At 64.6% G+C, this 26,056-nt stretch carries 28 protein-coding genes; 24 read left to right on the forward strand and 4 right to left on the reverse strand.

Annotated elements, in window-relative coordinates:
• Positions 1-734 (forward strand): 2-oxo acid dehydrogenase subunit E2 (locus CGX12_RS12035; protein ID WP_176442052.1); only part of this gene is annotated, 734 nt, incomplete at its 5' end.
• Between the two features lie 3 nt (positions 735-737).
• Positions 738-2,555 carry a protein kinase domain-containing protein gene (locus CGX12_RS12040; RefSeq protein WP_094040126.1) on the forward strand — a complete coding sequence of 606 codons (1,818 nt, stop codon included), beginning with the start codon at positions 738-740 and terminating at the stop codon, positions 2,553-2,555.
• 424 nt (positions 2,556-2,979) lie between these two features.
• Here the strand turns inward: CGX12_RS12040 and CGX12_RS12045 are convergent, their stop codons facing one another.
• Positions 2,980-3,561 carry an acyl carrier protein phosphodiesterase gene (locus CGX12_RS12045; protein WP_094040127.1) on the reverse strand — a complete coding sequence of 194 codons (582 nt, stop codon included), beginning with the start codon at positions 3,559-3,561 and terminating at the stop codon, positions 2,980-2,982.
• A complete protein-coding gene (locus CGX12_RS12050; protein WP_094040128.1) occupies positions 3,558-4,067 on the reverse strand; it encodes a CBS domain-containing protein in 510 nt (169 codons plus the stop codon). The genes CGX12_RS12045 and CGX12_RS12050 overlap by 4 nt, the downstream gene beginning before the upstream one ends.
• A gap of 199 nt (positions 4,068-4,266) precedes the next feature.
• Here CGX12_RS12050 and queA point away from each other — a divergent pair, with 199 nt between their 5' ends.
• From queA to nlpI, 6 genes are all read left to right on the forward strand, one after another.
• Positions 4,267-5,316, forward strand: coding sequence for a tRNA preQ1(34) S-adenosylmethionine ribosyltransferase-isomerase QueA (gene queA / locus CGX12_RS12055; protein ID WP_094040129.1), 1,050 nt, complete (start codon positions 4,267-4,269; stop codon positions 5,314-5,316).
• A 144-nt stretch (positions 5,317-5,460) separates the two neighbouring features.
• Entirely contained in the window at positions 5,461-6,609 is a 1,149-nt protein-coding gene (gene tgt / locus CGX12_RS12060) for a tRNA guanosine(34) transglycosylase Tgt (protein WP_094040130.1), read from the forward strand.
• Positions 6,610-6,821: 212 nt separating this feature from the next.
• Complete coding sequence (gene yajC, locus CGX12_RS12065) at positions 6,822-7,148, forward strand: preprotein translocase subunit YajC (RefSeq protein ID WP_094040131.1); 327 nt, start codon at positions 6,822-6,824, stop codon at positions 7,146-7,148.
• A 21-nt stretch (positions 7,149-7,169) separates the two neighbouring features.
• Positions 7,170-9,023 (forward strand): protein translocase subunit SecD, encoded by a 1,854-nt coding sequence (gene secD, locus CGX12_RS12070; protein WP_094040132.1) that lies wholly within the window; start codon positions 7,170-7,172, stop codon positions 9,021-9,023.
• 12 nt (positions 9,024-9,035) lie between these two features.
• On the forward strand, positions 9,036-9,980 hold the full coding sequence (gene secF / locus CGX12_RS12075; RefSeq protein ID WP_094040133.1) for a protein translocase subunit SecF: 945 nt from the start codon (positions 9,036-9,038) through the stop codon (positions 9,978-9,980).
• Between the two features lie 159 nt (positions 9,981-10,139).
• On the forward strand, positions 10,140-10,973 hold the full coding sequence (gene nlpI, locus CGX12_RS12080; protein ID WP_232513313.1) for a lipoprotein NlpI: 834 nt from the start codon (positions 10,140-10,142) through the stop codon (positions 10,971-10,973).
• A gap of 25 nt (positions 10,974-10,998) precedes the next feature.
• Here nlpI and CGX12_RS12085 read toward each other — a convergent pair whose 3' ends face one another.
• A complete protein-coding gene (locus CGX12_RS12085; RefSeq protein ID WP_094040135.1) occupies positions 10,999-11,898 on the reverse strand; it encodes a U32 family peptidase in 900 nt (299 codons plus the stop codon).
• An 8-nt stretch (positions 11,899-11,906) separates the two neighbouring features.
• Entirely contained in the window at positions 11,907-12,902 is a 996-nt protein-coding gene (gene ubiU, locus CGX12_RS12090; protein ID WP_094040136.1) for a ubiquinone anaerobic biosynthesis protein UbiU, read from the reverse strand.
• A gap of 452 nt (positions 12,903-13,354) precedes the next feature.
• On the opposite strand from ubiU, the gene ubiT reads away from it, so the two are divergent.
• The 16 genes from ubiT to CGX12_RS12170 form a co-directional block, all read left to right on the forward strand.
• Positions 13,355-13,879: a ubiquinone anaerobic biosynthesis accessory factor UbiT gene (gene ubiT / locus CGX12_RS12095; protein ID WP_094040137.1), complete on the forward strand. Its 525-nt coding sequence runs from the start codon at positions 13,355-13,357 to the stop codon at positions 13,877-13,879.
• Positions 13,880-13,937: 58 nt separating this feature from the next.
• Positions 13,938-14,669, forward strand: coding sequence for a tRNA (cytosine(32)/uridine(32)-2'-O)-methyltransferase TrmJ (gene trmJ, locus CGX12_RS12100; protein WP_094040152.1), 732 nt, complete (start codon positions 13,938-13,940; stop codon positions 14,667-14,669).
• A gap of 79 nt (positions 14,670-14,748) precedes the next feature.
• Positions 14,749-15,246, forward strand: a complete 498-nt coding sequence (iscR, locus tag CGX12_RS12105) for a Fe-S cluster assembly transcriptional regulator IscR (RefSeq protein ID WP_094040138.1) — start codon at positions 14,749-14,751, stop codon at positions 15,244-15,246.
• 51 nt (positions 15,247-15,297) lie between these two features.
• The gene (locus tag CGX12_RS12110; RefSeq protein WP_094040139.1) at positions 15,298-16,512 is read left to right on the forward strand and encodes an IscS subfamily cysteine desulfurase; all 1,215 of its coding nucleotides are present in this window, start codon (positions 15,298-15,300) and stop codon (positions 16,510-16,512) included.
• 42 nt (positions 16,513-16,554) lie between these two features.
• Positions 16,555-16,941 (forward strand): Fe-S cluster assembly scaffold IscU, encoded by a 387-nt coding sequence (gene iscU, locus CGX12_RS12115; protein WP_094040140.1) that lies wholly within the window; start codon positions 16,555-16,557, stop codon positions 16,939-16,941.
• Between the two features lie 12 nt (positions 16,942-16,953).
• Positions 16,954-17,277, forward strand: a complete 324-nt coding sequence (iscA, locus tag CGX12_RS12120) for an iron-sulfur cluster assembly protein IscA (RefSeq protein ID WP_094040141.1) — start codon at positions 16,954-16,956, stop codon at positions 17,275-17,277.
• 10 nt (positions 17,278-17,287) lie between these two features.
• Positions 17,288-17,806 carry a co-chaperone HscB gene (gene hscB / locus CGX12_RS12125; RefSeq protein ID WP_094040142.1) on the forward strand — a complete coding sequence of 173 codons (519 nt, stop codon included), beginning with the start codon at positions 17,288-17,290 and terminating at the stop codon, positions 17,804-17,806.
• A gap of 5 nt (positions 17,807-17,811) precedes the next feature.
• Positions 17,812-19,653, forward strand: a complete 1,842-nt coding sequence (gene hscA, locus CGX12_RS12130) for a Fe-S protein assembly chaperone HscA (RefSeq protein ID WP_094040143.1) — start codon at positions 17,812-17,814, stop codon at positions 19,651-19,653.
• A 2-nt stretch (positions 19,654-19,655) separates the two neighbouring features.
• Complete coding sequence (fdx, locus tag CGX12_RS12135; protein ID WP_094040144.1) at positions 19,656-19,994, forward strand: ISC system 2Fe-2S type ferredoxin; 339 nt, start codon at positions 19,656-19,658, stop codon at positions 19,992-19,994.
• Between the two features lie 13 nt (positions 19,995-20,007).
• Positions 20,008-20,208 carry a Fe-S cluster assembly protein IscX gene (gene iscX / locus CGX12_RS12140; RefSeq protein WP_094040145.1) on the forward strand — a complete coding sequence of 67 codons (201 nt, stop codon included), beginning with the start codon at positions 20,008-20,010 and terminating at the stop codon, positions 20,206-20,208.
• 86 nt (positions 20,209-20,294) lie between these two features.
• Positions 20,295-21,605, forward strand: a complete 1,311-nt coding sequence (pepB, locus tag CGX12_RS12145) for an aminopeptidase PepB (RefSeq protein WP_094040146.1) — start codon at positions 20,295-20,297, stop codon at positions 21,603-21,605.
• Positions 21,602-22,876, forward strand: coding sequence for an aminopeptidase PepB (gene pepB, locus CGX12_RS12150; protein WP_438273037.1), 1,275 nt, complete (start codon positions 21,602-21,604; stop codon positions 22,874-22,876). The genes pepB (CGX12_RS12145) and pepB (CGX12_RS12150) overlap by 4 nt, the downstream gene beginning before the upstream one ends.
• 125 nt (positions 22,877-23,001) lie before the next feature.
• A complete protein-coding gene (ndk, locus tag CGX12_RS12155) occupies positions 23,002-23,433 on the forward strand; it encodes a nucleoside-diphosphate kinase (RefSeq protein WP_094040148.1) in 432 nt (143 codons plus the stop codon).
• 150 nt (positions 23,434-23,583) lie between these two features.
• A complete protein-coding gene (gene rlmN, locus CGX12_RS12160; protein ID WP_094040149.1) occupies positions 23,584-24,702 on the forward strand; it encodes a dual-specificity RNA methyltransferase RlmN in 1,119 nt (372 codons plus the stop codon).
• A gap of 26 nt (positions 24,703-24,728) precedes the next feature.
• Positions 24,729-25,508, forward strand: a complete 780-nt coding sequence (gene pilW, locus CGX12_RS12165) for a type IV pilus biogenesis/stability protein PilW (RefSeq protein WP_094040150.1) — start codon at positions 24,729-24,731, stop codon at positions 25,506-25,508.
• The coding region (locus tag CGX12_RS12170) for a helix-turn-helix domain-containing protein (RefSeq protein ID WP_176442053.1) at positions 25,498-26,056 on the forward strand (559 nt) is incomplete at its 3' end. The genes pilW and CGX12_RS12170, both read left to right, overlap by 11 nt.

Here is a 26,056-nt window from a genome sequence, read left to right on the forward strand (position 1 = left end):
AGCGGCCCCCCCCGGCCCAGCCGGCGGCGCCGGCCGGCCGGGAGGAGCCGCTCAGAGGTGTGCGCGCCGCCATGGCCCGGCAGATGACTGCCTCCCTCGGCATCCCCCGTTTCACCTTTTGCGACGAGTTCCGCCTGGACCAGTTGCTGGCGCTCAAGGACAAGCTCAAGCCCGCCTTCGCCGCCGAGGGCGCGCGGCTGACCCTGCTGCCCTTCTTTATCAAGGCACTGTCCCTGTGCCTGAAGCAGTATCCCCTGCTCAACGCCCGCCTGGGCGAGGACGGCGCCAGCCTCCGCTACCAGGATCACCACCATATCGGGGTGGCGGTGGACACCGAGGCCGGCCTGCTGGTGCCCACCATCAGGCATTGCGAGCAGAAATCCCTGCTCGCCATCGCCGCCGAGCTGGAGCGGCTGAGCGAGGCGGCGCGCCAGGGCGGGCTGTCCCCCGCCGAGCTGCAGGGGGGCACCATCACCCTGTCCAACATCGGGGTGCTGGGCGGCACCGTGTCCACCCCGGTGGTGAACCCGCCGCAACTGGCCATCGCCGCCCTCGGCCGCCTGCAGCGCCTGCCCCGCTTCAACGCGGCGGGCGAGGTGGAGGCACAACAGCTGATGACGGTGTGCTGGTCGGCGGACCACCGGGTGATCGACGGCGCCACCCTGGCCCGTTTCAACAACCGCTGGCGGCAGTATCTGGAGCAGCCGGAGCTGATGCTGGCGCAACTGACCTGAGCCATGTACCGGCACCAGCTGCGCAACTTCTATATTCCGGAAGAGCAGTCCATCTATCTGCTCAACGCCAACGACGCCAGGAAACTGAAGGACTGGATAGCCCTGTGCATGGGCGAGCTGGAGAAGCTCGGTTATCGCCGGATCAGCCTGGCGGGCAAGGGCGCCTACGGCTTTACCTTCGTCGGGGTCGGCGCCGACGGCGAGGAGGTGGCCTTCAAGTTTTCCCGCATCAACCTGCCGCCGCACATCCGCGAGCGGCTGGCCGACGAGGCCTATATGCTGTCCCAGGTGCGCCACCCCCTGGTGCCCCGCTACATCACCTACCAGGTGGTGAGAAAGCAGGGCATCCTGATGATGGGGCGGGCCCGGGGGGAGGATCTGGAGCGGTTCAGCCTGAAGACGGGGCGGCTGCCGCCCCGGCTGCTGGTGGACATCGCCGCCCAACTGGCCGACATACTGCAGGCCCTGCGCCACCACCACAAGGACGGCCAGCCCGCGCCCCTGGTGCACGGCGACATCAAGCCCTCCAACATCGTGTTCGACCCGGAGTCGGGGCGGATCAGCCTGGTGGACTGGGGCTCCTCGGTGTTCGCCCAGACCGACAGCGACGGCCAGTTCGTGGCCAGCAACGTGATGGCGCTGATGTCGGCGGATCTGCAGCATTCCAACGCCCGCCTGGGGGACGTCTATTTCATCGGCCCCGAACAGCGGGAGGGCGGGCTGTCCAGCCCCCGTTTCGACGAGCAGGGGGTGGCCGGCACCCTCTACGCCCTGGCCTCGGGCCAGTCCTGCCGCTTCGGCTGCCGGGCCCTGCCGGCGACCAGCCTGGGGTTGCCCCGGGAATTCGCGCTGATGCTGGACGGCCTGCTGTCCGAGGACGCCGGGCTGCGCCGGCGGGCCGGAGACTATTTCCTGGCCGCCATGCCGCGCCTGAAGCGGCTGGTGCTGCCGACCCTGGTGCTGTTCGACGACAGCCCGCAACTGCCGGTGTGGGTCAGCCCGGAGCAGCACGAGATGGATACCGTGGTGTACTCCTCGCGCAAGTCCTTCCTGCGCGAGCACAGCGAGGAGGAGGGCATCCACTACGTGGACGACGCCCAACTGGAGCGCTACTACAAGAACTACCTGGCGGGCATGGGCGAGACCGAGAAGGCGTTCGTGGCGGCGGTGAGCCGGATCGGCCGCTACCCGGTGGTGGGGGGGCTCGCCATCCACTGGGAGGAGGAGGGCGTCTATATCGACTCCAGCCTCAACCTCTACGACCAGGCGCTGAAGGAGGCCTTCGCGGTGGCGGTCAACAACGTGGTGATGCTGGCCCGGGCCATCGACAGGATAGGGGTGTTCAAGGCCTGCCTGTTCAACGCCCGCAACACCCTCCACCTGAGCCGCTCCGACGAGCACAGCCCCTTCCTGCCGCCGCCCGGCACCCGTATCCCCTACCGGCTGGCGGACATTCCCAGCACCGATGACGCCAGCCGCCAGCATTCCTATTTCGAGGACGGCCGGGATCCGGACGAACAGCTGGTGCTGCCCTACGCCATCGTGGACGCCATCGCCCGCCTGAACCGCATCCACCATACCGGCTGTATCATCTTCGAGGTGACGCCGCTCTACCTCAAGCTGCACAGCTACTACCGGCTGCTGGACCGGGGCGCCGAGGAGGAGTTTCGGGCGCTGCTCGCCTTTATCGTGGACAAGATACCGCTGATCAGCGACCAGGGGGTGGGGGGCTTTATGAAGCTGCCCCACAAGAATACCCGCTTCTTTTCCCACCAGCCGGTGCAGCCCGAGCTGTTCTATCCGGCCAATCCCAGGGCTTAGCGGTGGTACTATTTGGCTGTTTGTTACGAAGAAGAAGAGGAAGAGGCAACAGGGCCACCTCCGCCGACCCGCTTCAAGCACATCCCTGTGGCGCTCGGCACATGCCGGATGTCGCGGAAACCGTCGGTATCGCCGCGCTGCGACTTGTCACTGGCAACTCGGTCGCGGCGATACCTCCGGTGCAAGGCGCTTCGCGCCCCTGGCATGTGACGGTCGGCGGAGGCCATCCCTGTTGCCTCCTTCAAGCCCCGACGCCGTCTGATTATGGTGCCTGCAGGCGACTGCAGGGCGACAGGGAGGACAAAGGGCGCAGCTCCGCCGGCCCTCCGCGCCAGGGAGGGCGCGGCGGAGCCCCCAGGGATGGGTTTACGGCGTGCCGGAGGAGCTGTGTGCTTTGGCCGACGGCCTACGTCTCAAACAGATGTTAATCCCGTCGGGTCTGGCTCAGTACAAAGTCCTGCAACTCGGGGTAGAAGGCGAGAAAGGCCTGCTCCATCTCGCCGTAATGGGCCCGCAGCAGGGGCGCGCAGTCGGGCAGGGGGGTGGGACGGCGAAAACGGCCGTCGATGCGGATAATGGCCCGGGTGATGCCCTCCAGGCTCCGGTACTGGGCCAGCAGCCGGTGCTGCTTGAGCCGCTCCACCAGCATGACCATGTCCGGCGGCCAGTGTGCCCCGGGTTGCAGCCGGCGGTGGCTGTAGCCGATAAAGTCGGCCAGCGCCCAGGGATGGTAGCGGGACCAGTGCCGGGCCAGGAAGTGATCGAACATCATGTCCATGATGATGCCGCCGTAGCGGCGAAAGGGGCTGGGCAGGGCGCGCACCGCCCCCAGGTGCCGCGGATGGGCGTCGGTGAAGCTGTCGATGCGCCGGTGCAGCAGGATGCCGAGTTGCAGTTCCGGGGGCAGGGCCGGGTCTATGGCACCCCGGGCGAACTCCCCCAGCAGGGCGCCGGCCAGGCTGGTCTGGCTGATATGGGCCAGGTGCAGGTGGGCCAGGTAGTTCATAGATCCCGCGAGCCGTCCAGATAATCCTGGGCGTCCGGCGCCAGATCCAGATCGTCCAGGTCGGCTTCGTCGCTCCCTTCGTCGGCCAACTGGTTGTCCAGCACCTCCAGCAGGTGGATGGCCACGGCGACGAAATCGCTGTCGGTGACGATGCCCACCAGCTTGCCCTTGTCCACCACCGGCAGGCAGCCGTACTTGTGTTTCTGCAGGTAAAGGGCCGCCTCGCGGATGCCCGCTTTGGGGCTGACGGTGGTGACCCCGGTTACCATGATCTCCGCCAGCTGGTGGTGCTCCAGGAAATGGCCATTGGTGCCTTTTTCCAGGCTGGACTCCTGGGCCGCCAGGATATCCCGCTGGCTGACCAGGCCCACCAGTCGATCCTGCTCCAGCACCGGCAGGTGGCGGATGTGCTGGCGCTGCATCAGGGTGCGGGCCTCGGCCAGGGTGGCGGACGGGGGCAGGCCGATAACGTTGCGTGACATGATTTCGGAAACGACGGCTGGCATGATGCTTCTCCTCTTTTTATATCAAGATAGCCCAAGCGGGGAGGCGGAGAACATGACCCCGGTCACGACCGGGCGGAAGTTTCTGCCGTGCTCTTGTTCCCCGCGTGGCATATTCCATGGCGCAGGCCCCGGGCCGAATTGCCTTGATCCCGTGATGCAGCCTCACTAGACTAGCGCCCGTTATAACGAGAGGTTGTCTATGCAGGTCCGTGATTTCCATTTCGAACTCCCCGACGAGTTGATCGCCCGCCACCCCATGCCGGAGCGCACCGCCAGCCGCCTGTTGCAGCTGGACGGCAACAGCGGCGCCCTGGTGCACGGCCGCTTCGGCGACATCCTGAACCTGGTCAACCCCGGTGATCTGCTGGTGTTCAACAACACCCGGGTGATACCGGCGCGGCTGTTCGGCCACAAGGCCAGCGGCGGCAAGGTGGAAGTGCTGGTGGAGCGGGTGCTGGACGACAAGCGGGTGCTGGCCCATGTGCGCGCTTCCAAGTCGCCCAAGCCGGGGGCCGAACTGATCCTGGAGCCGGACGTCCGGGCCACCATGCTGGCCCGCCACGACGCCCTGTTCGAGATCGAATTCAACGACCCGCGCACCGTGCTCGAGATCCTGGAGGCGGTGGGCCATATGCCGCTGCCGCCCTATATCGACCGGCCCGACACCGAGGCCGACAAGGAGCGCTACCAGACCGTCTATAACGAAAAGCCGGGCGCCGTGGCGGCACCCACCGCCGGCCTGCATTTCGACGAGCCGCTGCTGGCCGAGCTCAAGGCCAAGGGCGTCGAGCTGGCCTTTATCACCCTGCACGTGGGCGCCGGCACCTTCCAGCCGGTGCGGGTGGACAATGTGCTCGAGCACAAGATGCACGCCGAATACATCGAAGTGCCGGCCGAGGTGGTGGCGCAAATCGAGGCCACCCGCGCCCGGGGCGGCCGGGTGATCGCCGTGGGCACCACCTCGGTGCGCTCCCTGGAAAGCGCCGCCCGGGCCAGCCTGGGCAAGGGCGAGCCGCTCGCCCCCTTCTACGGCGATACCGACATCTTTATTTACCCGGGTTATCGCTTCCAGCTGGTGGATGCCATGGTCACCAACTTCCACCTGCCCGAGTCGACCCTGATCATGCTGGTCAGCGCCTTCGCCGGCCACGACCACATCATGGCCGCCTACCGGGCGGCGGTGGCGGAGCGCTATCGCTTTTTCAGCTACGGCGACGCCATGTTTATTACCCGGCAAAGCCAGGGATAAAAAGGTGAGGCGTGAGGTGTGAGGTATGAGGGGCAAAATGTGAGACGTGCAAGATAGTGTTTTTTCACCTCACTCCTCACGATTTACCCCTCACCAGTTTTAAAAATAAGGTCGGACTGTTTCTCCGGCCAGTAGAGGTAACCGATGAAATTTGAACTGCAAACCACCGATGGCCGCGCCCGCCGCGGCCGGCTTGTCTTCGACCGGGGCGTGGTGGAAACCCCGGCCTTTATGCCGGTGGGCACCTATGGCACCGTCAAGGGCATGACCCCGGAAGAAGTCACCGCCACCGGCGCCCAGATCCTGCTCGGCAACACCTTCCACCTGTGGATCCGTCCGGGCCAGGAGGTGATGAAGCTGCACGGGGATCTGCACGACTTCATGAACTGGCAGGGCCCCATTCTCACCGACTCCGGCGGCTTCCAGGTGTTCAGCCTGGGCGACATCCGCAAGATCACCGAGGAAGGCGTCTACTTCCGCAACCCGGTCAACGGCGACAAGATCTTCCTGGCGCCGGAAACCTCGATGGAGATCCAGTACGATCTGGGCTCCGACATCGTGATGATCATGGACGAATGCACCCCCTATCCGGCCACCTGGGAGGAAGCCAAAAAATCGATGGAGATGTCCCTGCGCTGGGCCAAACGGTCGCGGGATCACTTCGACAAGCTCGGCAACAAGAACGCCCTGTTCGGCATCATCCAGGGCAGCGTCTATGAGGATCTGCGCGACCAGTCCCTGGAAGGGCTGCTGGAGATCGGCTTCGACGGCTACGCGGTGGGTGGCCTGGCGGTGGGCGAGCCCAAGCACGAGATGCACAAGGTGCTGGAGCACACCTGTCCCAGGATCCCGGAAGACAAGCCCCGCTACCTGATGGGCGTGGGCAAGCCGGAGGATCTGGTGGAAGGGGTGCGCCGGGGCATCGACATGTTCGACTGCGTGATGCCGACCCGCAACGCCCGCAACGGCCACCTGTTCACCACCGAAGGGGTGGTGAAGATCCGCAACGCCAAGCACAAGACCGACACCGGCCCGCTGGACGCGGATTGCGATTGCTACACCTGCAAGCACTACTCGCGCTCCTATCTGCACCACCTGGACAAGTGCAACGAGATCCTGGGTGCGCGTTTAAACACCATTCACAACCTGCGCTACTACCAGCGGGTGATGGAAGGTTTACGTGGAGCCATAGAGCAGGGTAAATTAGACGACTTTGTAGCTGAGTTCTATGGCCGGCAGGGCAGACCCGTGCCGCCATTGGGCCAGAGCGCAGTTGAACACGGCGAAGGATAAGAGCGGTGAGAACAGGCAGCAGCTAAGCCGACCGTCACCTGCCAGCGCCGAAAATTGCTCCTGCATTTTCGGCATTTCCGCCATCCCTGGCGGTCAGATGCAGGTGCGAGCCAAGAAGTGAATGTTCATGGCGTGTCGGCGTGCTGTGCCTGTTTTCGCCGATGCACTATGCCGGATAACAGCTTTTAACCATCAACGAGGAACCAAAACGAATGGATATTATCTCCAAAGCTTATGCCCAGGGCGGCTCCGCCGGCGGCGGTATGGAAATGATCATCATGCTGGTCGTGTTCGGCCTGATCTTCTACTTCATGATCTTCCGTCCCCAGTCCAAGCGGGTGAAAGAGCACAAGAACCTGATGTCTTCCCTGAGCAAGGGCGACGAGGTGCTGACCAACGGCGGCCTGGTGGGCAAGATTGCCAAGATCTCCGCCGAGAACGACTATGTGGTGCTGAACCTGAGCGAACAGACTCAAGTGACCATCAAAAAGGACTTTATCACCGCCGTCCTGCCCAAGGGCTCTATCCAGTCCCTTTAATTTCCTATCGAGGAGCACAGCGTGTTAAATCGATATCCGCTGTGGAAATACTTGATGGTGATCTGCGTGATCACCATCAGTTTTCTTTATGCAGCACCCAATCTGTTCGGTGAAGACCCTGCCCTGCAGGTGTCCGGCACCCGTGGTACCCAGGTGACCCCTGAGGTCCTGACTCAGGCCCAACAGACCCTTGATCAGGCCGGCATCGAGGTGCTCAGCGCCGCCCTGGCCGACAACCAGTTACTCATCCGTTTCCGCAATACCGACGATCAGCTCAGGGGCAAGGACCTGGTGGCCGAGGCCCTGGGCGAAAACTACATCACCGCCCTCAACCTGGCCCCCGCCACCCCCTCCTGGTTGCAGGCCATCGGCGCCGGTCCGCTCAAGCTGGGCCTGGATCTGCGCGGCGGCGTGCACTTCCTGATGGAAGTGGACATGGAGGAAGCCCTCAGCCGGGTGCGGGAACAGATGGTGCAGGACTTCCGCACCGATCTGCGCGAGCAGCGCCTGCGCTATTCCGGCGTGGTCGCCCAGGATCAGGGCGCCCTGGTGGTGTTCCGTGAGGCAGACGTCCGCAACCAGGCCCTGACCTATCTGCGCGGGCGCTACCCCGACCTGGTGTTCTCGGAGCGGGACAGTGGCGACAGCTTCGGCCTGTTCGCGGTAATGGGCGAGCAGCGGCTGAAGGAAGTGAAGGAATATGCCCTGCAGCAGAACATCACCATCATCCGCAACCGGGTCAACGAGCTGGGCGTGGCCGAGCCGCTGGTGCAGCGCCAGGGCGCCGAACGCATCGTGGTGCAGCTGCCCGGCATCCAGGATACCGCCCGCGCCAAGGAGATCCTCGGCGCCACCGCGACCCTGGAGTTCCGCCTGGTGGATGAAAGCGCCGATCTGACCGCCGCGGCCGCCGGCCGGGTACCCCCCAACAGCGATCTGCTGCGGGACCGGGAAGGCCGCCCCGTGGTGCTGCAAAAGCGCATCATCCTCACCGGTGAGCATATCGTCGACGCCAGCTCCGGCATGGACGAGTTCAGCCGCCCGCAGGTGAACATCAGCCTGGATGCCCCTGGTGGCAGCCGCATGGCCGATTTTACCAAGGACAACGTGGGCCGGCCCATGGCGACCGTGTTCACCGAGTACAAGCCCACCGACGAACTGAACGAAGACGGCTCCCGCAAGTTCCGCAAGGATCAGGAAGTCATCAACGTGGCCACCATCCAGTCGCGGCTGGGACGCAGCTTCCGCATCACCGGCATCGGCTCCATGGCCGAGGCCCAGAACCTGGCGCTGCTGCTGCGGGCCGGCGCCCTGATCGCCCCCATCCAGATAGTGGAAGAGCGCACCATAGGCCCGAGCCTGGGCCAGCAGAACGTGGAAAACGGCCTGATGGCCATGGTCTACGGCATGCTGGCGGTGGTGCTGTTCATGACCATCTACTACCGCAAGTTCGGCCTGGTGGCCAACGCCGCCCTGCTGGCCAACGTGGTGATCATCATCGGCGTGATGTCGATGGTGCCGGGGGCGACCATGACGCTGCCGGGCATCGCCGGCATAGTGTTGACCATCGGCATGTCGGTGGACGCCAACGTGCTGATCTTCGAGCGGATCCGCGAGGAGTTGCGCGGTGGCCGCAGCGTGCAGCAGGCGATACACCTGGGCTACGAGAAGGCGCTCAGCACCATTGCCGACGCCAACATCACCACCCTGATCACCGCCGTCATCCTGTTCGCGGTGGGCACGGGCCCGGTCAAGGGCTTTGCCGTGACCCTGATGATCGGCATCCTCGCCTCCATGTTCACCGCCATCGTCGGCACCCGGGCGCTGGTCAACCTGATCTGGGGCGGCAAGCGTCTCAGCAAACTGCCGATATGAGGAAAGTGACCCATGTTTGAGATCCTCAAGACCAGAGCGCCCATCCGCTTTATGCGCTATTCCAGGGCGGCGACGGTGCTGTCCCTGGTGCTGATCGCCCTGTCCTTCTTCAGTCTGGCCACCCGTGGCCTGAACTGGGGCCTGGACTTTACCGGCGGCACCGTGGTGGAAGTGGCCTTCGAGCAGGCGGTGGACCTGGACCGGGTGCGTGACCGCCTCGACGGGGCCGGTCTGCCCGGCGCCACGGTGCAGCATTTCGGCACCAGCCGGGATCTGCTGATCCGCCTGGCGCCGCAGGAAAACGTCAACGTGCAGCAGCAGGGCGAGTCGGTGCTGGCGGCCATGCAGCAGGTATCCCCGTCCGCCGCGATGAAGCGGCTGGAGTTCGTCGGCCCGGCCATCGGCGCCGAGCTGGCCGAGCAGGGCGGCCTGGCGATACTGGTGGCGCTGCTCTGTATCCTGGTGTACGTGGGCATGCGCTTCGAGTGGCGTCTGGCCTCCGGCGCCGTATTGTCCCTGGCCCACGACGTGGTGATCACCCTGGGTGTGTTCTCCTGGCTGCAGATCGAGGTGGATCTGACCATAGTGGCGGCCCTGCTGACGGTGGTGGGTTACTCCCTCAACGACACCATAGTGGTGTTCGACCGGGTGCGGGAAAACTTCCGCCGGGTGCGGGACACCACCACCGCCGAGGTGTTCGACGAGGCCATTACCGATACCCTGAGCCGGACCCTGATCACCTCGGCCACCACCCTGGTGGTGGTGGTGGCGCTGTTCCTCAAGGGCGGGGCGCTGATCCACGGTTTTGCCACCGCCTTGCTGCTGGGCATCGGCTTCGGCACCTACTCGTCCATCTATATCGCCAGCGCCTGGGCCATGCTGCTCGGGGTACAGCGGGAGCACATGCTGCCGCCGCAGGTGGAGAAGGAAGGGGCGGACCAGGAACCGCTGCCGTAATGGGGATTGCAAAGGGGCCGGTCGCGCCCCTTTTTATTTGTGAAATGCATTTGCAACATGACAAACGTCGTGGAGCTGCATAACATGTGGCCATAATAAGACAAGTTCGGAGCCGACTTGAAAGACAGATTTTTGCTCGGTCCTTTAGCCCTTCTCGGAGTGCTACTGACCGGTTGCAGTGCGCCCAAGGCAGTCACACCCACCCTGGTGCTGCCGGTGCCGATGCAGGTTTCCTACGAGAGTGAACTGGGTATCGCCCGCCTGGGGCAGATGCTGAACGCGCCCGGCCTGACGCCGGAGCAGCGGGCCGAGCTGTTCTTTCAGCGCGGCGTGGTGTTCGACCGGGTCGGGCTGCGGGCCATGGCCAGGCTGGACTTCAATCGCGCCCTGCGCGAGCGGCCCGACTTCGCCGACGCCTACAACCTCAACGGCGTCTACCTGACCCAGAACCAGGAGTTCGACGAGGCCTACGAGGCGTTCGACTCGGCGCTGGAGCTGGCCCCCGACTATGCCTATGCCAACCTCAACCGGGGCATCGCCCTCTATTACGGCGGCCGGCCCGGGCTGGCGGCGCGGGATCTGAAAATCTTCCTGGATGAGGACCCGGGCGACCCCTACCGCCTGCTGTGGTGGTATCTGGCGCTGGAGCAGATTGATCCCCGGGCGGCGCTCGAGCAATTGGCCGCGCACCGCCAGCAATATGCCACCGAGGAGTGGGCCTGGGATATCGTCGGTGTCTACCTCGGCGAAGTGAGCGACGAGCAACTGCTCAACCGCATATCGGAAGAAAGCGCGGACAACCAGGAGCTGGCCGAGCGGCTGTGCGAGGCCTATTTCTATCTCGCCAAACAGGCCCAGCGCAACGGCCAGCCGGACCAGGCGGCGGTGTATTTCAAGCTGGCCCTGGCCACCAACATCTACGACTTCGTCGAACACCGCTATTCCCTGCTGGAGCTGGATCTTATCGGCGAACAGGCCCGGCTGCGGCGATAGCAGAGGGGGCCTGCGCCCCCTTTCCTTATTCCACCTCCATCCCTGCCGGCGACGGCAGCCACTCCATGCCCGGCAACTGGTTCCAGTAGCCGTTGCAGAAGCGGGAAGCCAGCCGGTAGGGGCGGGGCTGCCCGGCCTGCTCGGCAAAGCGTCCTATCCACTCCAGGCAGTCGCGGCTGTGGGCGCTGATGCGCACCGCGTCCACCCAGCCGTTCATGCCCGGTACCTCGTTGATCAGGTTGTAGCAGTAGCCCGACTGGGTCTGGATACCGTTGAGGTTGAACACCGGCTGGCCTTCCTGGGTGTTGGCCTGGCGGCCACTGGGATAGTTGATGCATACCAGCTCGCACTCGTCCTTGGGCCGGTTTTCCGCCCGGGCCGTGAAACAGCGCGCCGAATAGGCCAGGGGCAGGTAGCCGTAGCCGAACACCTCGAGCTGGAAGCGGGCACGCAGGCCTGCTGCCTCCGCCGCCCGGTGGATGTCCCACAGCCAGGCGCGGGACAGCTCCACCGGCGGTACCCAGGTGGTCATGCCCTTGTCCAGCAGCAGCCGCAGTGTCTCCAGGTTGTAAACATTGAGCGCCGGCCCGCCGACGAAGGGCAGGCGGTGCTCATGGGCCAGCTGCACCGCCCCGAGATCGTTGGCTTCTATCTGCAGCTCGCCCTGTTCGCACAGCTTTTTGATGGTGAGCAGCTCCGCCGGCGCCTGGATCAGCGCCAGGGTGGACAGCACCACCTCCTTGCCGGCGGCGGAGAGCTCCCGGGCCAGGTCAAGCCAGTCGGCGGTTTTCAGCTCCCGGCGCTTGGGACAGACGGTTTCGCCCAGGTAGAGGCGTCGGCAGGGGGTGGCCAGGGCGGCCTGGTAGAAATCCTCGACCTGTGCCCTGGGCCAGAAGAACAGCAGGGGTCCGAGATGAAGTTGCATGTCTGCTCCTATTGCCATTTGCGATGATAGGCGCCCAGGGTGGTCTGGCTGCCTTCGGAGACCCCGTCGAGCCGCTGCGTCCAGGCCGGCCGTACCGCATAGCCTTCGGGCGTGGCGAGGTAGGCATCCAGGGCCTGGCGCCAGACCCGGGTGACTTCGGCCACGTAGGCGGGGCTGCGCTGGCGGCCCTCTATCTTGACCGACTTCACCCCCAGCCGGGCCAGATCGGGGATCAGACTCAGGGTATTGAGGCTGGTGGGCTCTTCCAGGGTATGGAAGCGCTTGCCATCCACCTCGAAACGGCCCTTGCACAGGGTGGGGTAGCCGGCCTGTTCGCCTTCGGCGAAGCGGTCGATCAGCACGCCGTTCAGGCGCGATTCCAGTTGTTCGCCTTGCTCCTCCCAGCGTACAAAGCGGGCCGGGGAGCAGGCGCCCACCGTATTGGGGCTCTCTCCGGTGAGGTAGGAGGAGAGGTAGCAGCGCCCCTCGGCCATGATGCACAGGCTGCCGAAGGCGAACACCTCCAGTTCGGCGTCGGTGTCTTTGGCTATCTGGCGTACCTGCTGGATGGAGAGCACCCGCGGCAGCACCACTCGCCGGACCTTGAAGTTGTCCCGGAAAAAGCGGATGGCGGCGGCGTTGGTGGCGCTGGCCTGCACCGACAGGTGCAGCTCCGCCTGGGGATAGGTGCGGGCGGCATAGGCCAGGATGGCGGTATCGGCGATGATCAGGGCGTCGGCGCCCAGGGCCACGGCCTGATCCACGGCGCCCTGCCAGAGCGCTTCATTACCCTGGTGGGCGAAGGTGTTGATGGCCACATGCAGCTTGCGGCCGTGCCGGCGCAGGTAGTCCACGCCCTCGCGCAGGCCGCGCTCGGTGAAGTTGAGGCCGGCGAAATGGCGGGCGTTGGTCTGGTCTTTGAAGCCGATATAGACGGCGTCGGCGCCCTGGTCGACGGCCGCCTTCAGCGCCGGCAGGCTGCCGGCGGGACAGAGTAGTTCCATAGCGTTCACTCCGGTTTACAAGGCGGTCAGTCTAAGCAGGGATGCATAACCGGCATTTGATTTGAAACAAAACAGCCGTGATTTGATTTGGCGCAGGACGACCTTGTCCGTAGCCTGCTTTGATATGCCTTTGCCCCTGGACAAGGCCCTGTGGCCGACGCCGAGAAAGGGTCAGAAGATAACTAACTGTTCCGAATGGTAGATCACTACCGGAAGCGACTGGGTTCCGCTAAGCAGACCCTCCGCGCCAGGGATGGCGCGGCGGAGCCCCCAGGGGGCGAGCTTGCTCGCCGTGACGAGCGGTTTCAGCCTGGCCGAATATCCAGTGAATGTTCGCAGCAGGCTGAAACAGTGAGTGTCATGTCCTCACGGCGAGTCTGCGTGCGGGGCCCGGTCGATGTAGCACTATTAGGAACAGTTATTTATTGTCAATCAACCGAGAGGAGCCCGTTATGTTGCCCCTGTTATGCCGGACCCTGAGCGAGCGGGGGCCGGCCCTGCTGCGTCCCCCCTTGCGTTACCTGCCCCACCGGCTGCAGACGCCGCTGCTGGAAGCCCTGCTCAACCGCGGGCTGGCCGAGCCCATCAAGGACGGCGAACTGGATTTCCTGGCGCACCGTTGCCTGCAGCTGTGGGTGCCGGATCTGGACTACCGGCTGAACCTGGGCTATGCCGGGGGGCGCCTTACCCTGCTGCGGGACAGCGAGGCCGACGTGGTGATCCGCTGTGCCCTGAACGATCTTATCCGCCTCAGCGCCGGCGAGCGGGATCCGGACACCCTGTTCTTCCAGCGCCGGTTGTTGATCACCGGCGACACCGAGCTGGGGCTGGAGTGCAAGAACCTGCTCGACCGGCTGGAGCCGGGCCGCCAGCCCCCCTGGCTGCAGCGCCTGTTGCGGCTGCTGGCGACGGTGCTGGCCCAGGCCGGACGTGCGCCCGCTCCCAAAGCCGGTGCCGGGCTGCAGGATAACACCTGATCCCGCACCGCGACTGTGCTAGAATCCGGCGCCTTAAGCACTGTTGGACCAAGTGGATATGCTTGAGCAAATACGCATCGTGCTGGTGAACACCTCCCACACCGGCAACATCGGCTCGGCCGCCCGCGCCATGAAGACCATGGGGTTGGGGGATCTGTGCCTGGTCGATCCGGTCAGCCCGCCCGACGGCCAGGCGGTGGCCCTGGCCGCCGGCGCCAGCGACATCCTGGCCAATGCCCGCATAGTGCCGACCCTGGCCGAGGCGGTGGCCGATTGCGGCCTGGTGATCGGCACCAGCGCCCGCTCCCGGACCTGGTCCTGGCCCATGCTCGATGCCCGCGAGGCCGGCGAAAAGGCCATGGCCGAGGCGCCCCGGCACCGGGTGGCGCTGGTGTTCGGCCGGGAGCGCACCGGGCTGAGCAACGAGGAGTTGCAGCAGTGTCACTACCATGTGGCCATCCCCGCCAATCCGGAATACAGTTCGCTCAACCTGGCGATGGCGGTGCAGACGCTGAGCTACGAAGTGCGCATGGCCTGGCTGGCCCGGGACTCCCATCCGGTGGCGGAGCAGGAATACCCGCTGTCGGCGGATTTGGAACGGTTTTACGCGCATCTGGAGCAGACCCTGCTGGACACCGGCTTTATCATCAAGCCGCACCCCGGACAGGTGATGACCAAGCTGCGCCGGCTGTTCAACCGGGCCAGGCCCGAGTCCCATGAGCTGAACATACTGCGCGGCATCCTGACCTCGGTGCAGCGCCGGCAAAAGCAGCGGGAATCCAATAGCTGACTGTTTTGGTAGGACAAATACTTGACTGAAACACTCGGGTATGACACCCTGACGCCATGTCTGGAAACGGTTCAATTACATGAGACTGACATCAAAAGGGCGTTACGCGGTGACCGCCATGCTGGATGTGGCATTGCATGCCGATACCGGTCCGGTATCCCTGGCCGACATCTCCGAGCGTCAGGGCATTTCCCTGTCTTACCTCGAACAGCTGTTCGCCCGGCTGCGCAAGCAGGGCCTGGTCAGCAGCGTGCGCGGACCCGGTGGCGGCTATCTGCTGGGCATGCAGGCCTCGGCCATCTCGGTGGGGGCGGTGATCGCCGCCGTCGACGAGTCGGTGGATGCCACCAAGTGCCAGGGCAAGGGCGACTGCCACAGCGGCAGCCAGTGCCTGACCCACTCCCTCTGGTGCGCCCTCAGTGATCGGATCAGTAATTTTCTCGACGGTATCAGCCTGGCGGAACTGGTCAGCCAGAAGGACGTCCGGCGGATTTCCGAGCAGCAAGACAGCAATCTGAGCCTGTTGACTCTGGCCGAGCCCGAGCAGCACGAAGTGAGCCTGAAGGTTCAACTTTAATATGTCGATGACAAGACTGCCGAACAGGGCAGCGTTGGAACGGAGAATATGATGAAACTGCCCATTTATCTCGACTATGCGGCGACCTGCCCGGTGGACCCTCGCGTTGCCGAAAAAATGATGCAATGCCTTACCCTCGACGGTATTTTCGGTAACCCGGCTTCCCGCTCGCACCGCTTCGGCTGGCAGGCGGAAGAGGCGGTGGACGTGGCCCGCAACCAGGTGGCGGAGCTGATCAACGCCGACCCGCGCGAGATCGTGTTCACCTCCGGCGCCACCGAGTCCGACAACCTGGCCATCAAGGGTATCGCCAACTTCTACGGCAAGAAGGGCAAGCACATCATCACCTCCAAGACCGAGCACAAGGCGGTCCTGGACCCTTGCCGCCAGCTGGAGCGGGAAGGTTTCGAGGTCACCTACCTCGAGCCCCAGTCCAACGGCCTGTTCACCCTGGAGCAGATCGAAAACGCCATGCGTGACGACACCATACTGGTGAGCATCATGCACGTGAACAACGAAACCGGCGTGATCCAGGACGTCAAGGCCATCGGCGAGCTGTGCCGCAGCCGCAAGATCATGTTCCATGTGGATGCCGCCCAGAGCGCCGGCAAGATAGCCATCGACGTGCAGGACATGAACATCGACCTGCTGTCCCTGTCCGCCCACAAGATTTACGGCCCCAAGGGCATCGGTGCCCTCTACGTCTGCCGCAAGCCGCGGGTGCGGCTCGAAGCCCAGATGCACGGCGGCGGCCACGAGCGCGGCATGCGCTCCGGCACCCTGGCCACCCACCAGATAGTGGGCATGGGCGAGGCCTTCCGCATCGCCAGGGAAGAAATGGCCGCCGAGGGTGAGCGCATCCGCGCCCTGCGCGACCGCCTCTACCAGGGCGTGAAGGATATCGAGGAAGTCTATGTCAACGGCGACCTGGAGCAGCGGGTGCCCGGCATCCTCAACATCAGCTTCGCCTATGTGGAAGGCGAGTCCCTGATGATGGCGCTCAAGGATCTGGCGGTGTCTTCCGGCTCGGCCTGTACCTCCGCCAGCCTGGAGCCGTCCTACGTACTGCGTGCCCTGGGGCTGAACGACGAGCTGGCGCACAGCTCCATCCGCTTCAGCATCGGCCGTTTTACCACCGAGGAAGAGATCGATTACGCCGTCCGCCTGGTCAACGAGGCCATCGGCCGCCTGCGCGAGATGTCCCCCCTGTGGGAGATGTTCAAGGACGGCGTGGATCTGGAAAAAGTTGAGTGGGTACACCATTAAGGGTGTCTAACGGATTAAAGGATTGGTGAGGAGTTTTACATCATGGCTTACAGCGAAAAAGTAATTGACCACTACGAGAACCCCCGCAACGTGGGCGGTTTCGACAAGAACGATCCCAACGTGGCCACCGGCATGGTCGGTGCCCCGGCCTGCGGCGACGTGATGAAGCTGCAGCTCAAGATCAATGACGACGGCATCATCGAAGACGCCAAGTTCAAGACCTACGGCTGTGGCTCCGCCATCGCCTCCAGCTCGCTGATCACCGAGTGGGTCAAGGGCAAGAGCCTGGACGAGGCGGCGAGCATCAAGAATACCGACATCGCCGAAGAACTGGCCCTGCCGCCGGTGAAGATCCACTGCTCCATCCTGGCGGAAGACGCCATCAAGGCGGCGATCGACGATTACAAGAAAAAGAAGAACCTGGCGTAAGGCGGAGCAAGCATGGCGATTACCATTACCGACGCGGCGGCCCAACGGGTGCGGAATTTCCTGGACAACAGGGGCAAGGGCATCGGCCTGCGCCTGGGCGTGAAGACGTCCGGCTGCTCCGGCCTGGCCTATGTGCTGGAATTCGTGGATGAGCTGGCCGAAGGCGATCAGGTCTTCGAACACGGCGAGGTAAAGGTGATCGTCGACAGCAAGAGCCTGGTGTACCTGGACGGCACCGAGCTCGACTTCGTGAAGGAAGGCCTCAACGAAGGCTTCAAGTTCAACAACCCCAACGTCAACGGGGAATGTGGCTGCGGCGAAAGCTTCAACGTTTAAGGATGCCGGCATGAACTATTTCGAGCTGTTTGGCCTGCCGGAGCAATTCGCACTCGATACCCAGACGCTGTCCGATACCTACCGCCAGCTGCAGATGCAGTTCCATCCCGACAAGTTTGCCTCCCGCCCCGAGCGGGAGCGCCTGCAGGCGGTGCAGCGCGCGGCCCAGATCAACGACGCCTTCACCACCCTGAAGCAGCCCCTGGCCCGCGCCGAGTACCTGCTCTCCCTCCACGGCACCGATATCCGTGCCGAACAGCAGACCCTGAAGGATCCCCTGTTCCTGATGCAGCAGATGGAGTGGCGCGAGCAGCTCGAGGCCATTCCCGGGGCAGATGACGTCTTCGGCGCCATCCTGGCCTTCGACCGGGAGCTGGCCCAGGTATCGGCCGAGCTGTTCGGGGAACTTGAACGGCAGCTGGACACCGGCCAGTGGGACGCCGCCGCCGACGCGGTACGCAAACTCAAATTCATGACCAAGCTGCACGCCGAACTCGAGCGGCTGGAAGACGCGCAGCAGGAACTCTGAACTCCATGGCATTATTACAAATATCCGAACCGGGCCAGAGCGCGGCCCCGCACGAACACAAATGGGCGGTCGGTATCGATCTGGGCACCACCAATTCCCTGGTGGCGGTGGTGCGCAGCGGCCTGGCCGAAACGCTGCCCGACGATCAGGGGCGTGAACTGCTGCCCTCGGTGGTGCACTACCTGGAAGACGGCCTCCGGGTCGGGCACGAGGCCAAGCGAGACGCCGAACTCGATCCCCAAAACACCATCGTCTCGGTCAAGCGGCTGATGGGCAAGGCCCTGGCGGACGTGCCCCGGGCCAAGCTGCCCTACGCTTTCCGTGATCATGACGGTCTGGTCGAACTCGACACCGTGCAGGGCCCGGTCAATCCGGTGCAGGTCTCGGCCGAGATCCTCAAGGCCCTGGCCACCCGCGCCGAAGCCAGCCTGGGCAACCCCATCCAGGGCGCGGTGATCACCGTGCCCGCCTACTTCGACGACGCCCAGCGCCAGGGCACCAAGGACGCGGCCCGGCTGGCCGGCCTCGAAGTGCTGCGGCTGCTCAACGAGCCCACCGCCGCCGCCATCGCCTACGGCCTGGACTCGGGCCAGGAGGGGGTGATCGCGGTTTACGATCTCGGCGGCGGCACCTTCGACATCTCCATACTGCGGCTGCACCGGGGCGTGTTCGAGGTACTGGCCACCGGTGGCGACTCCGCCCTGGGCGGCGACGACTTCGACCATGCCCTGGCCGACTGGATCCAGGGCCGGGCCGCTGTCGGCGAACTGACCCCGACCCAGCAGCGCAACCTGCTGGACGCGGCCTGTGCCGCCAAGCAGGCGCTGACCGACAGCGACAGCGTGACGGTCGAGTGGGAAGGCTGGCGGGGGGAACTGACCCGGGCCGAGTTCGACGCCCTGATCCAGCCCTGGGTCAACAAGACCCTGCTGGCCTGCCGCCGGGCCCTGAAGGACGCCGGCGTGACGGCGGCAGAGGTGCTGCAGGTGGTGATGGTGGGCGGTTCCACCCGGGTACCGCTGGTACGCAGCCGGGTAGGCGACTTCTTCGGCCGCGAGCCCCTGACCAGCCTGGATCCGGACAAGGTGGTGGCCATCGGGGCCGCCATCCAGGCCGACGTGCTGATCGGCAACAAGCCCGACAGCGAGATGCTGCTGCTCGACGTCATCCCCCTGTCATTGGGGCTCGAGACCATGGGCGGCCTGGTGGAAAAAATCATACCGCGCAACACCACCATTCCCGTGGCCCGGGCCCAGGAATTCACCACCTTCAAGGATGGCCAGACCGCCATGGCCATCCACGTGGTGCAGGGCGAGCGGGAGCTGGTGGCGGATTGTCGCTCCCTGGCCCGCTTTACCCTCACCGGCATCCCCCCCATGGCGGCCGGCGCCGCCCATATCCGGGTCACCTTCCAGGTGGACGCGGACGGCCTGCTGTCGGTCAGCGCCATGGAGAAATCCTCCGGGGTGCACGCCAGCATAGAGGTCAAGCCCTCCTACGGCCTGAAGGAAGACGATATCGCCAGCATGCTGAAGGCCTCCTTCGAGCATGCCAGGGAGGACATCGCCGCCCGCATGCTGGCGGAGCAGAAGGTGGAGGCCGCCCGGGTGATAGAGAACATCCTCAGCGCCCTGCAGGCCGACGGCGACGAGCTGCTCGACGAGCAGGAGCGGGCCGGGATAGTGGCCGCCATCGAATCCCTGCAGCGCAGTGCCGGGGGCGACGACCCCGAGGCGATCAAGCAGGCGATAGAGAAAACCGATAAAGAAACCGCCGAATTTGCGTCTCGCCGGATGGATGCATCCATTCGCAAGGCACTTGCCGGACAACGTGTTGATAAGGTGTAATAATGCCAAAGATTGTTTTTCTGCCTCATACCGAGTTGTGCCCCGAAGGGGCCGCGGTGGAGGCCAAGCAAGGTGAAACCGTGCTGGACGTGGCCCTGCGCAACGGCATCGCCATCGAGCACGCCTGTGAAAAATCCTGCGCCTGCACCACCTGTCATGTGATAGTGCGCGAGGGCTTCGACTCGCTGGAAGAAAGCAGCGAGCTGGAGGATGATATGCTGGACAAGGCCTGGGGGCTGGAGCCGGAATCCCGGCTCGGCTGCCAGGCCAGGGTCGCCGACGAGGATCTGGTGGTGGAGATCCCCAAATATACGGTGAACATGGTATCCGAAGGTCACTGACCGGGGAGGGGGTATGAGTCTGAAGTGGATAGACAGCCGGGAAATCGCCCTGGCGCTGCTGGAAGCCTATCCGGACACGGATCCCAAGACGGTGCGTTTTACCGATCTGTACCAGTGGATCTGCGAGCTGGAAGACTTCGATGACGATCCTGCCCATTCCAACGAACGCATCCTCGAGGCCGTGATCATGGCCTGGATGGATGAATACGAATAAACGTAAGCTTCCAGCTTCCAGCTTTTTCAAGCCACAGTCCGACTGTGGCTTTTTCCGTTTTCTGTCAACAGAATTAAGGAAGTGTTATGCCCGCAACCATGAAGGTCATACTGAGTCATGAAGCCGCCGCCGCCCACTGGGGCGACAAGGCGCTGTTGAGTTTCCGGGACGACGAGGCCCGGGTCCACGTTACCGACGCCGCCGCGCTGGTGCAGAAGGCCCAGCAGGCGGGGCGCAAGCTCGATGCCATGGGCATCAAACAGGTGGCGCTGGCCGGCGAGGACTGGTCCCTGGAAAGCCGCTGGGCCTTCGCCCAGGGCTTCTACAACGCTAAGGGTGGACAGCAACTCGACTTTGGCACCACCTCGCCCGAGGAGCGGGCCGAGCTGGAGGCCCGGGAGCGGGCCTGCCGCTGGGTGCGGGAGATGATCAACGGCACCCCGGAAGACATTTACCCGGCCGCGCTGGCCACCGAAGCCGGCAAGTTCCTCCAGGCCCTGGCGCCCGAGGCGGTGAGCTACCGCATCTACAGCGGCGAGCAACTCAAGGATCTCGGCTATGTGGGCATCTACGAGGTGGGCCGGGGCAGCGAGCGGCCGCCCACCCTGCTCGAGCTCGACTTCAACCCCACCGGTGATGCCGGTGCTCCGGTGGCGGCCTGCCTGGTGGGCAAGGGCATCACCTTCGACTCCGGCGGCTACAGCATCAAGCCTTCCGACGGCATGGCGGTGATGAAGTCCGACATGGGCGGCGCCGCCACCGTGACCGGCGCCCTGGCCCTGGCCATCCAGCGCGGCCTGGGCAAGCGGGTCAAGCTGTTCCTGTGCTGCGCCGAGAACCTGGTGTCCGGCCACGCCTACAAGCTGGGCGACATCCTTACCTACAAGAACGGCGTCACCGTCGAGATCCTCAACACCGACGCCGAGGGCCGTTTGGTGCTGGCCGACGGCCTGCTGGCGGCGAGCGAGACCGGCGCGCCCTTCATCCTGGACGCGGCCACCCTCACCGGGGCGGCCAAGATGGCCCTGGGCCGGGACTACAACGCCGTGTTCAGCATGAACGACGAGCTGGCTCAGGCCACGGTGCGGGCCGCCCGGGACGAATACGAGAAGGCCTGGCAACTGCCCCTGGAGCCCTTCCATCTGGGCCAGCTCGGCTCCGCCTTCGCCGACATGGCCAATGTGCACGGCGGCGAGGGCATGGCCGGCGCCTCCACCGCCGCCGCCTTCCTGTCCCGCTTCGTGCCTGAGCAGGGGCGCAACTGGGTGCATATGGACTTGTCGGGTTCTTACCAGAAGGCGGCCAACGATCTCTGGGCCACCGGCGGCAAGGGGCACGGCGTGCGCACCATCGCCGCCGTGCTCGCCCGGGTCTGCGGGGAGGAGGGACTATGCTGAAGGTCAGCCTGAGCGCGGCCCCCGCCGCCGAGGCCTGGGGCGAAGGTGCCCTGTTGAGCTACGGCGAGCAGAGTGCAACTGTGCATCTGGGCCCCTTGCCGCTGCGCCGCATCCAGCGGGCCGGCCGCCGGCTGCACGCCCAGGGCGTGCGGCGGGCGCAACTGGCCGGCGACTGGAGCAGCGAACAGCAATGGGCCTTCGCCCTGGGCTGGATGAGCAGCAAGGACGAAGGCGAGCTGCACTGGGCGGGCGAGGATGGAGAGCAGCACCGGCTGCTCGACGCCCGCCTGCGCTGCGCCCGCTGGGTGCGGGCCCAGACCAACGCCACCCCCGAGCAACTGAGCCCGGTGGCCCTGGCGGTGGAGGCGGCCAGCTTCCTCACCGAGTTGGCGCCCAGCCGGATCAGCCACCGCATCCTCAAGGGCGAGGCGCTGCGCGAGGCGGGCTTCGTCGGCATCTACGAGGTCGGCCGGGGCAGCGACCGTGAGCCGGCGCTGCTGGAGCTTGACTTCAACCCCACCGGGGATCGCAAGGCGCCGGTGGCCGCCTGCCTGGTGGGCAAGGGCATCACCTTCGACTCCGGCGGCTATTCCATCAAGGCCTCCGAAGGCATGCTGCACATGAAGGGCGACATGGGCGGGGCGGCCCTGGTCACCGGCGCCCTGGGCCTGGCCATGCTGAGCGGCCTGGACAAGCGGGTCAAGCTGTTCCTGTGCTGCGCCGAAAACCTGATCTCCGGCCATGCCTACAAGCTGGGCGATATCCTTGCCTACCGGAACGGGGTGACGGTGGAGATCGTCAACACCGACGCCGAGGGCCGGCTGGTGCTGGCCGACGGCCTGCTGGCGGCGGGGGAGACGGGGGCGCCGCTCATCATCGACGCGGCCACCCTCACCGGCGCCGCCGTGATGGCGGTGGGCCAGGAGTACAACGCCCTCTTCGCCCTGGATCAGGGGCTGGCGCAGCGGGCCCTGGATCTGGCCGGGCAGGAGCAGGAACCCCTGTGGCAGCTGCCGCTGGCGCCCTGGCACCGGGAACAGTGCCCCTCGGCCTACGCGGATACCGCCAACAGCCGGCCGGTGAAGGGCGGCGGCCCGGGCGGCGCCTCCAACGCCGCCGGCTTTTTGTCCCGCTTCGTGCCCAACGAGGGGAGGGGCTGGCTGCACTTCGATCTGGCCGCCGCCTACCGCAACAGCGCCGATGCGGACTGGTCCGCGGGCGGCACCGCCCTGGGCCTGCGTACCCTGGCGCGGCTGCTGCTGGAGCCGTAGGGCTGAGGCAGTACATTATGTTGCCCCTATGCAATAAAAATGCTGAACAAGAGTGTTAACTTGAGCGGGCTTTACGTATAATTCGGCCCGTTTTTACCTAGCCCGTTTACTTTAAAGGAACACACATGGCTCTCGAACGTACTTTCTCCATCATCAAGCCTGATGCCGTCGCCAAGAACCTGATCGGTGCCATTTACCAGCGCTTCGAAGCGGCCGGCCTGAAGATCGTCGCCGCCAAGATGGTTCACCTGAGCCGCGAGCAGGCCGAAGGCTTCTACGCCGAGCACAGCGAGCGTCCCTTCTTCAAGGCCCTGGTCGATTTCATGACTTCCGGCCCGGTGATGGTACAGGTACTGGAAGGTGAAGACGCCGTGCGTCGCAACCGCGAGATCATGGGCGCCACCAACCCGGCCGACGCCCTGGCCGGCACCCTGCGCGCCGACTACGCCAACAGCATCGACGAAAACGCCGTGCACGGCTCCGATGCCGCCGCTTCCGCCGCCCGCGAAATCGCCTATTTCTTCAGCGACGAAGAAATCTGCCCGCGCACCCGCTAAGCGTCGCGCGCCCCGGCAAAAAAGGAGCTTCGGCTCCTTTTTTCATGGCCGGCCGGTCCGGTCGCCGGGGCGGTAGCACTGGCAACCGGATGCTAAACTCTGTACAATTTCGCGCCCTGTGGGCTCTGGTCAAAACGCGAGAGGCAACCGATGAGTGAGACAAAAATAAACCTGCTGGATCTGGATCGTGACGGCATGCGCGAGTTCTTCAATGAACTGGGCGAGAAGCCGTTCCGTGCCGATCAGGTGATGAAATGGATCTATCACTTCGGTTGCGACGACTTCGAGCAGATGACCAACATCAACAAGGCGTTGCGCGGCAAGCTGGCCGAGCGGGCCGAGATCCGCGCCCCCGAGATCAGCCGGGAGCAGAAGTCCGCCGACGGCACCATCAAGTGGGCCATGCAGGTCGGCGGCCAGGAGGTGGAAACCGTCTATATCCCCGATGGGGACAGGGCCACCCTGTGCGTTTCTTCCCAGGTGGGCTGCGCCCTGGACTGCAAGTTCTGCTCCACCGCCCAGCAGGGCTTCAACCGCAACCTCAAGGTGTCCGAAATCATCGGCCAGGTGTGGCGTGCCGCCAGCCGGGTGGGGTTCAGCAAGGACACCGGGCGCCGTCCCATCACCAACGTGGTGATGATGGGCATGGGCGAGCCCCTGCTCAACCTGACCAATGTGGTGCCGGCCATGCGGCTGATGCTGGAGGATTACGGCTTCGGCCTGTCCAAGCGGCGGGTGACCCTGTCCACCTCCGGCGTGGTGCCGGCGCTGGACAAGCTCGGCGACATGATAGACGTGGCCCTGGCGGTCTCCCTGCATGCGCCCAATGACCGCTTGCGCTCCGAGATCATGCCGATCAACGACAAGTACGACATCGCCACCCTGCTGGACAGCGTCAGGCGCTATATCGCCAAGTCCAATGCCAACCAGGGCAAGGTGACCATAGAATACGTGCTGCTCGATCACGTCAACGACGACATGCAGCACGCCCACGAGCTGGCCCAGCTGTTGAAGGACCTGCCCTGCAAGATCAACCTGATCCCCTTCAATCCCTTCCCGGGCAACCCCTACGGCAAGCCGAGCAACAGCCGCATCGACCGCTTCAACAAGGTACTGATGCAGTACGGCAATACCGTGACCATCCGCAAGACCCGGGGCGACGACATCGACGCCGCCTGTGGTCAATTGGTGGGCGATGTCATCGACCGGACCAAGCGCACCCTGAAAAAACGGATGCAGGAGCAAAGCATATCCGTCACAATGGTTTAAAGAAAAACCATGGGTGCAACCAGGGAATGCAGAAGCTCAAACTGCCGGCGGCGATACTGATAACGGGGATGCTGGGGGGCTGTGTCAGCGAGACCACCTACCTGGCCGACGGCAGAGCTTCCCGCGAGCCGGTGTTCACCCCGTCGGATGCGGCCATGACCCGGATGAACCTGGGGCTGGAATACCTGCGGCGGGGCGACCGGGAGCAGGCCAAGTTCAATATCGACCGGGCCCTGTCCCAGGATCCCCGCAATCCGGATGTCCACCTCGCCCAGGCCTATTTCTACCAGTCCGTGTCCGAATTCGAGCTGGCCGAGAAAAGTTACCGTCAGGTGCTGAAACTGTCGCCGAATCATGGCGATGGGCTCAACAATTACGGCGTTTTTCTGTGTGGGCGGGAACGTTTCGACGAAGCGGATGTCATGTTTAGGAAGGCGGTAACGGTGCCCGGTTATGTGCAGGTGGCGGATACCTTTGAGAACGCGGCCCTCTGCGCCAGGCAGAACAATAAGTCCCAGGCGGCGCTCGACTATTTCCGGCGGGCCCTGGAATACAGTCCGTCCAGGCCGAGATCCCTGCTGGGGGCGGCCGAGCTGGCGGCGGAGTTTGGGGATCAGGCGGGGGCGCTCGATTACCTGGCGCGCTACCGGCGCGAGCATTTGCCCAGTCCACAGAGTTTATGGTTGACAGTGCGTACCGCACAAGCGCAGGGCCGGGTGGCACAAGCCCAGGTGGCCGGCGCCGAGCTGGTACGATTATTTCCGGATTCAGAACAGGCCAGGCGATTCCTAGCAAATGACTATTAACGAAGCAGAACAGCAGCCCCAGGCTGAAGCAGTGGTAACGGCCGGTCCCGGCGCCTTGTTGCGTCATGCCCGGGAGGCCAGGGGATGGACCCAGGCCGAGGTGGCCCGCAGGCTGAATCTGCGGTTGGCGGTGATCGAATCGATCGACAGCGATCAGTACAAGGCCGGGGTGGCGGTGACCTTCCTGCGTGGCTACGTCAAGGCTTATGCCAAGCTGGTGGGCGTCAGGGAGCAGGAAGCCCTGGCCGCCTTCGACGGCATGAGCGGGGTCGAACAGATAAAGGCCGCCGCGCCCATGCAGAGTTTTTCCAGGAAAACCCGCCAGCAGGCCAGCGACAACTGGCTCAAGCGAGTCAGTTGGCTGGTGCTGCTCGGCCTGGTCGCCTCCCTGGTGTACTGGTGGTGGCAGGACAGCGGCGCCAATTACATGGAGCGAACCCTGGAGCCGGTCATCCAGCAGGAGGAGGCGGCCAGGCCGAGCAGCACCAGCCAACTGACTCGCTTGAGCCAGTTGTCGCTGGCCTGCTGGCGGGGTTTCCTGGAAAAAC

The sequence above is a fragment of the Zobellella denitrificans genome, assembly GCF_002237365.1.
In the GTDB taxonomy this organism is placed as follows: domain Bacteria; phylum Pseudomonadota; class Gammaproteobacteria; order Enterobacterales; family Aeromonadaceae; genus Oceanimonas; species Oceanimonas denitrificans.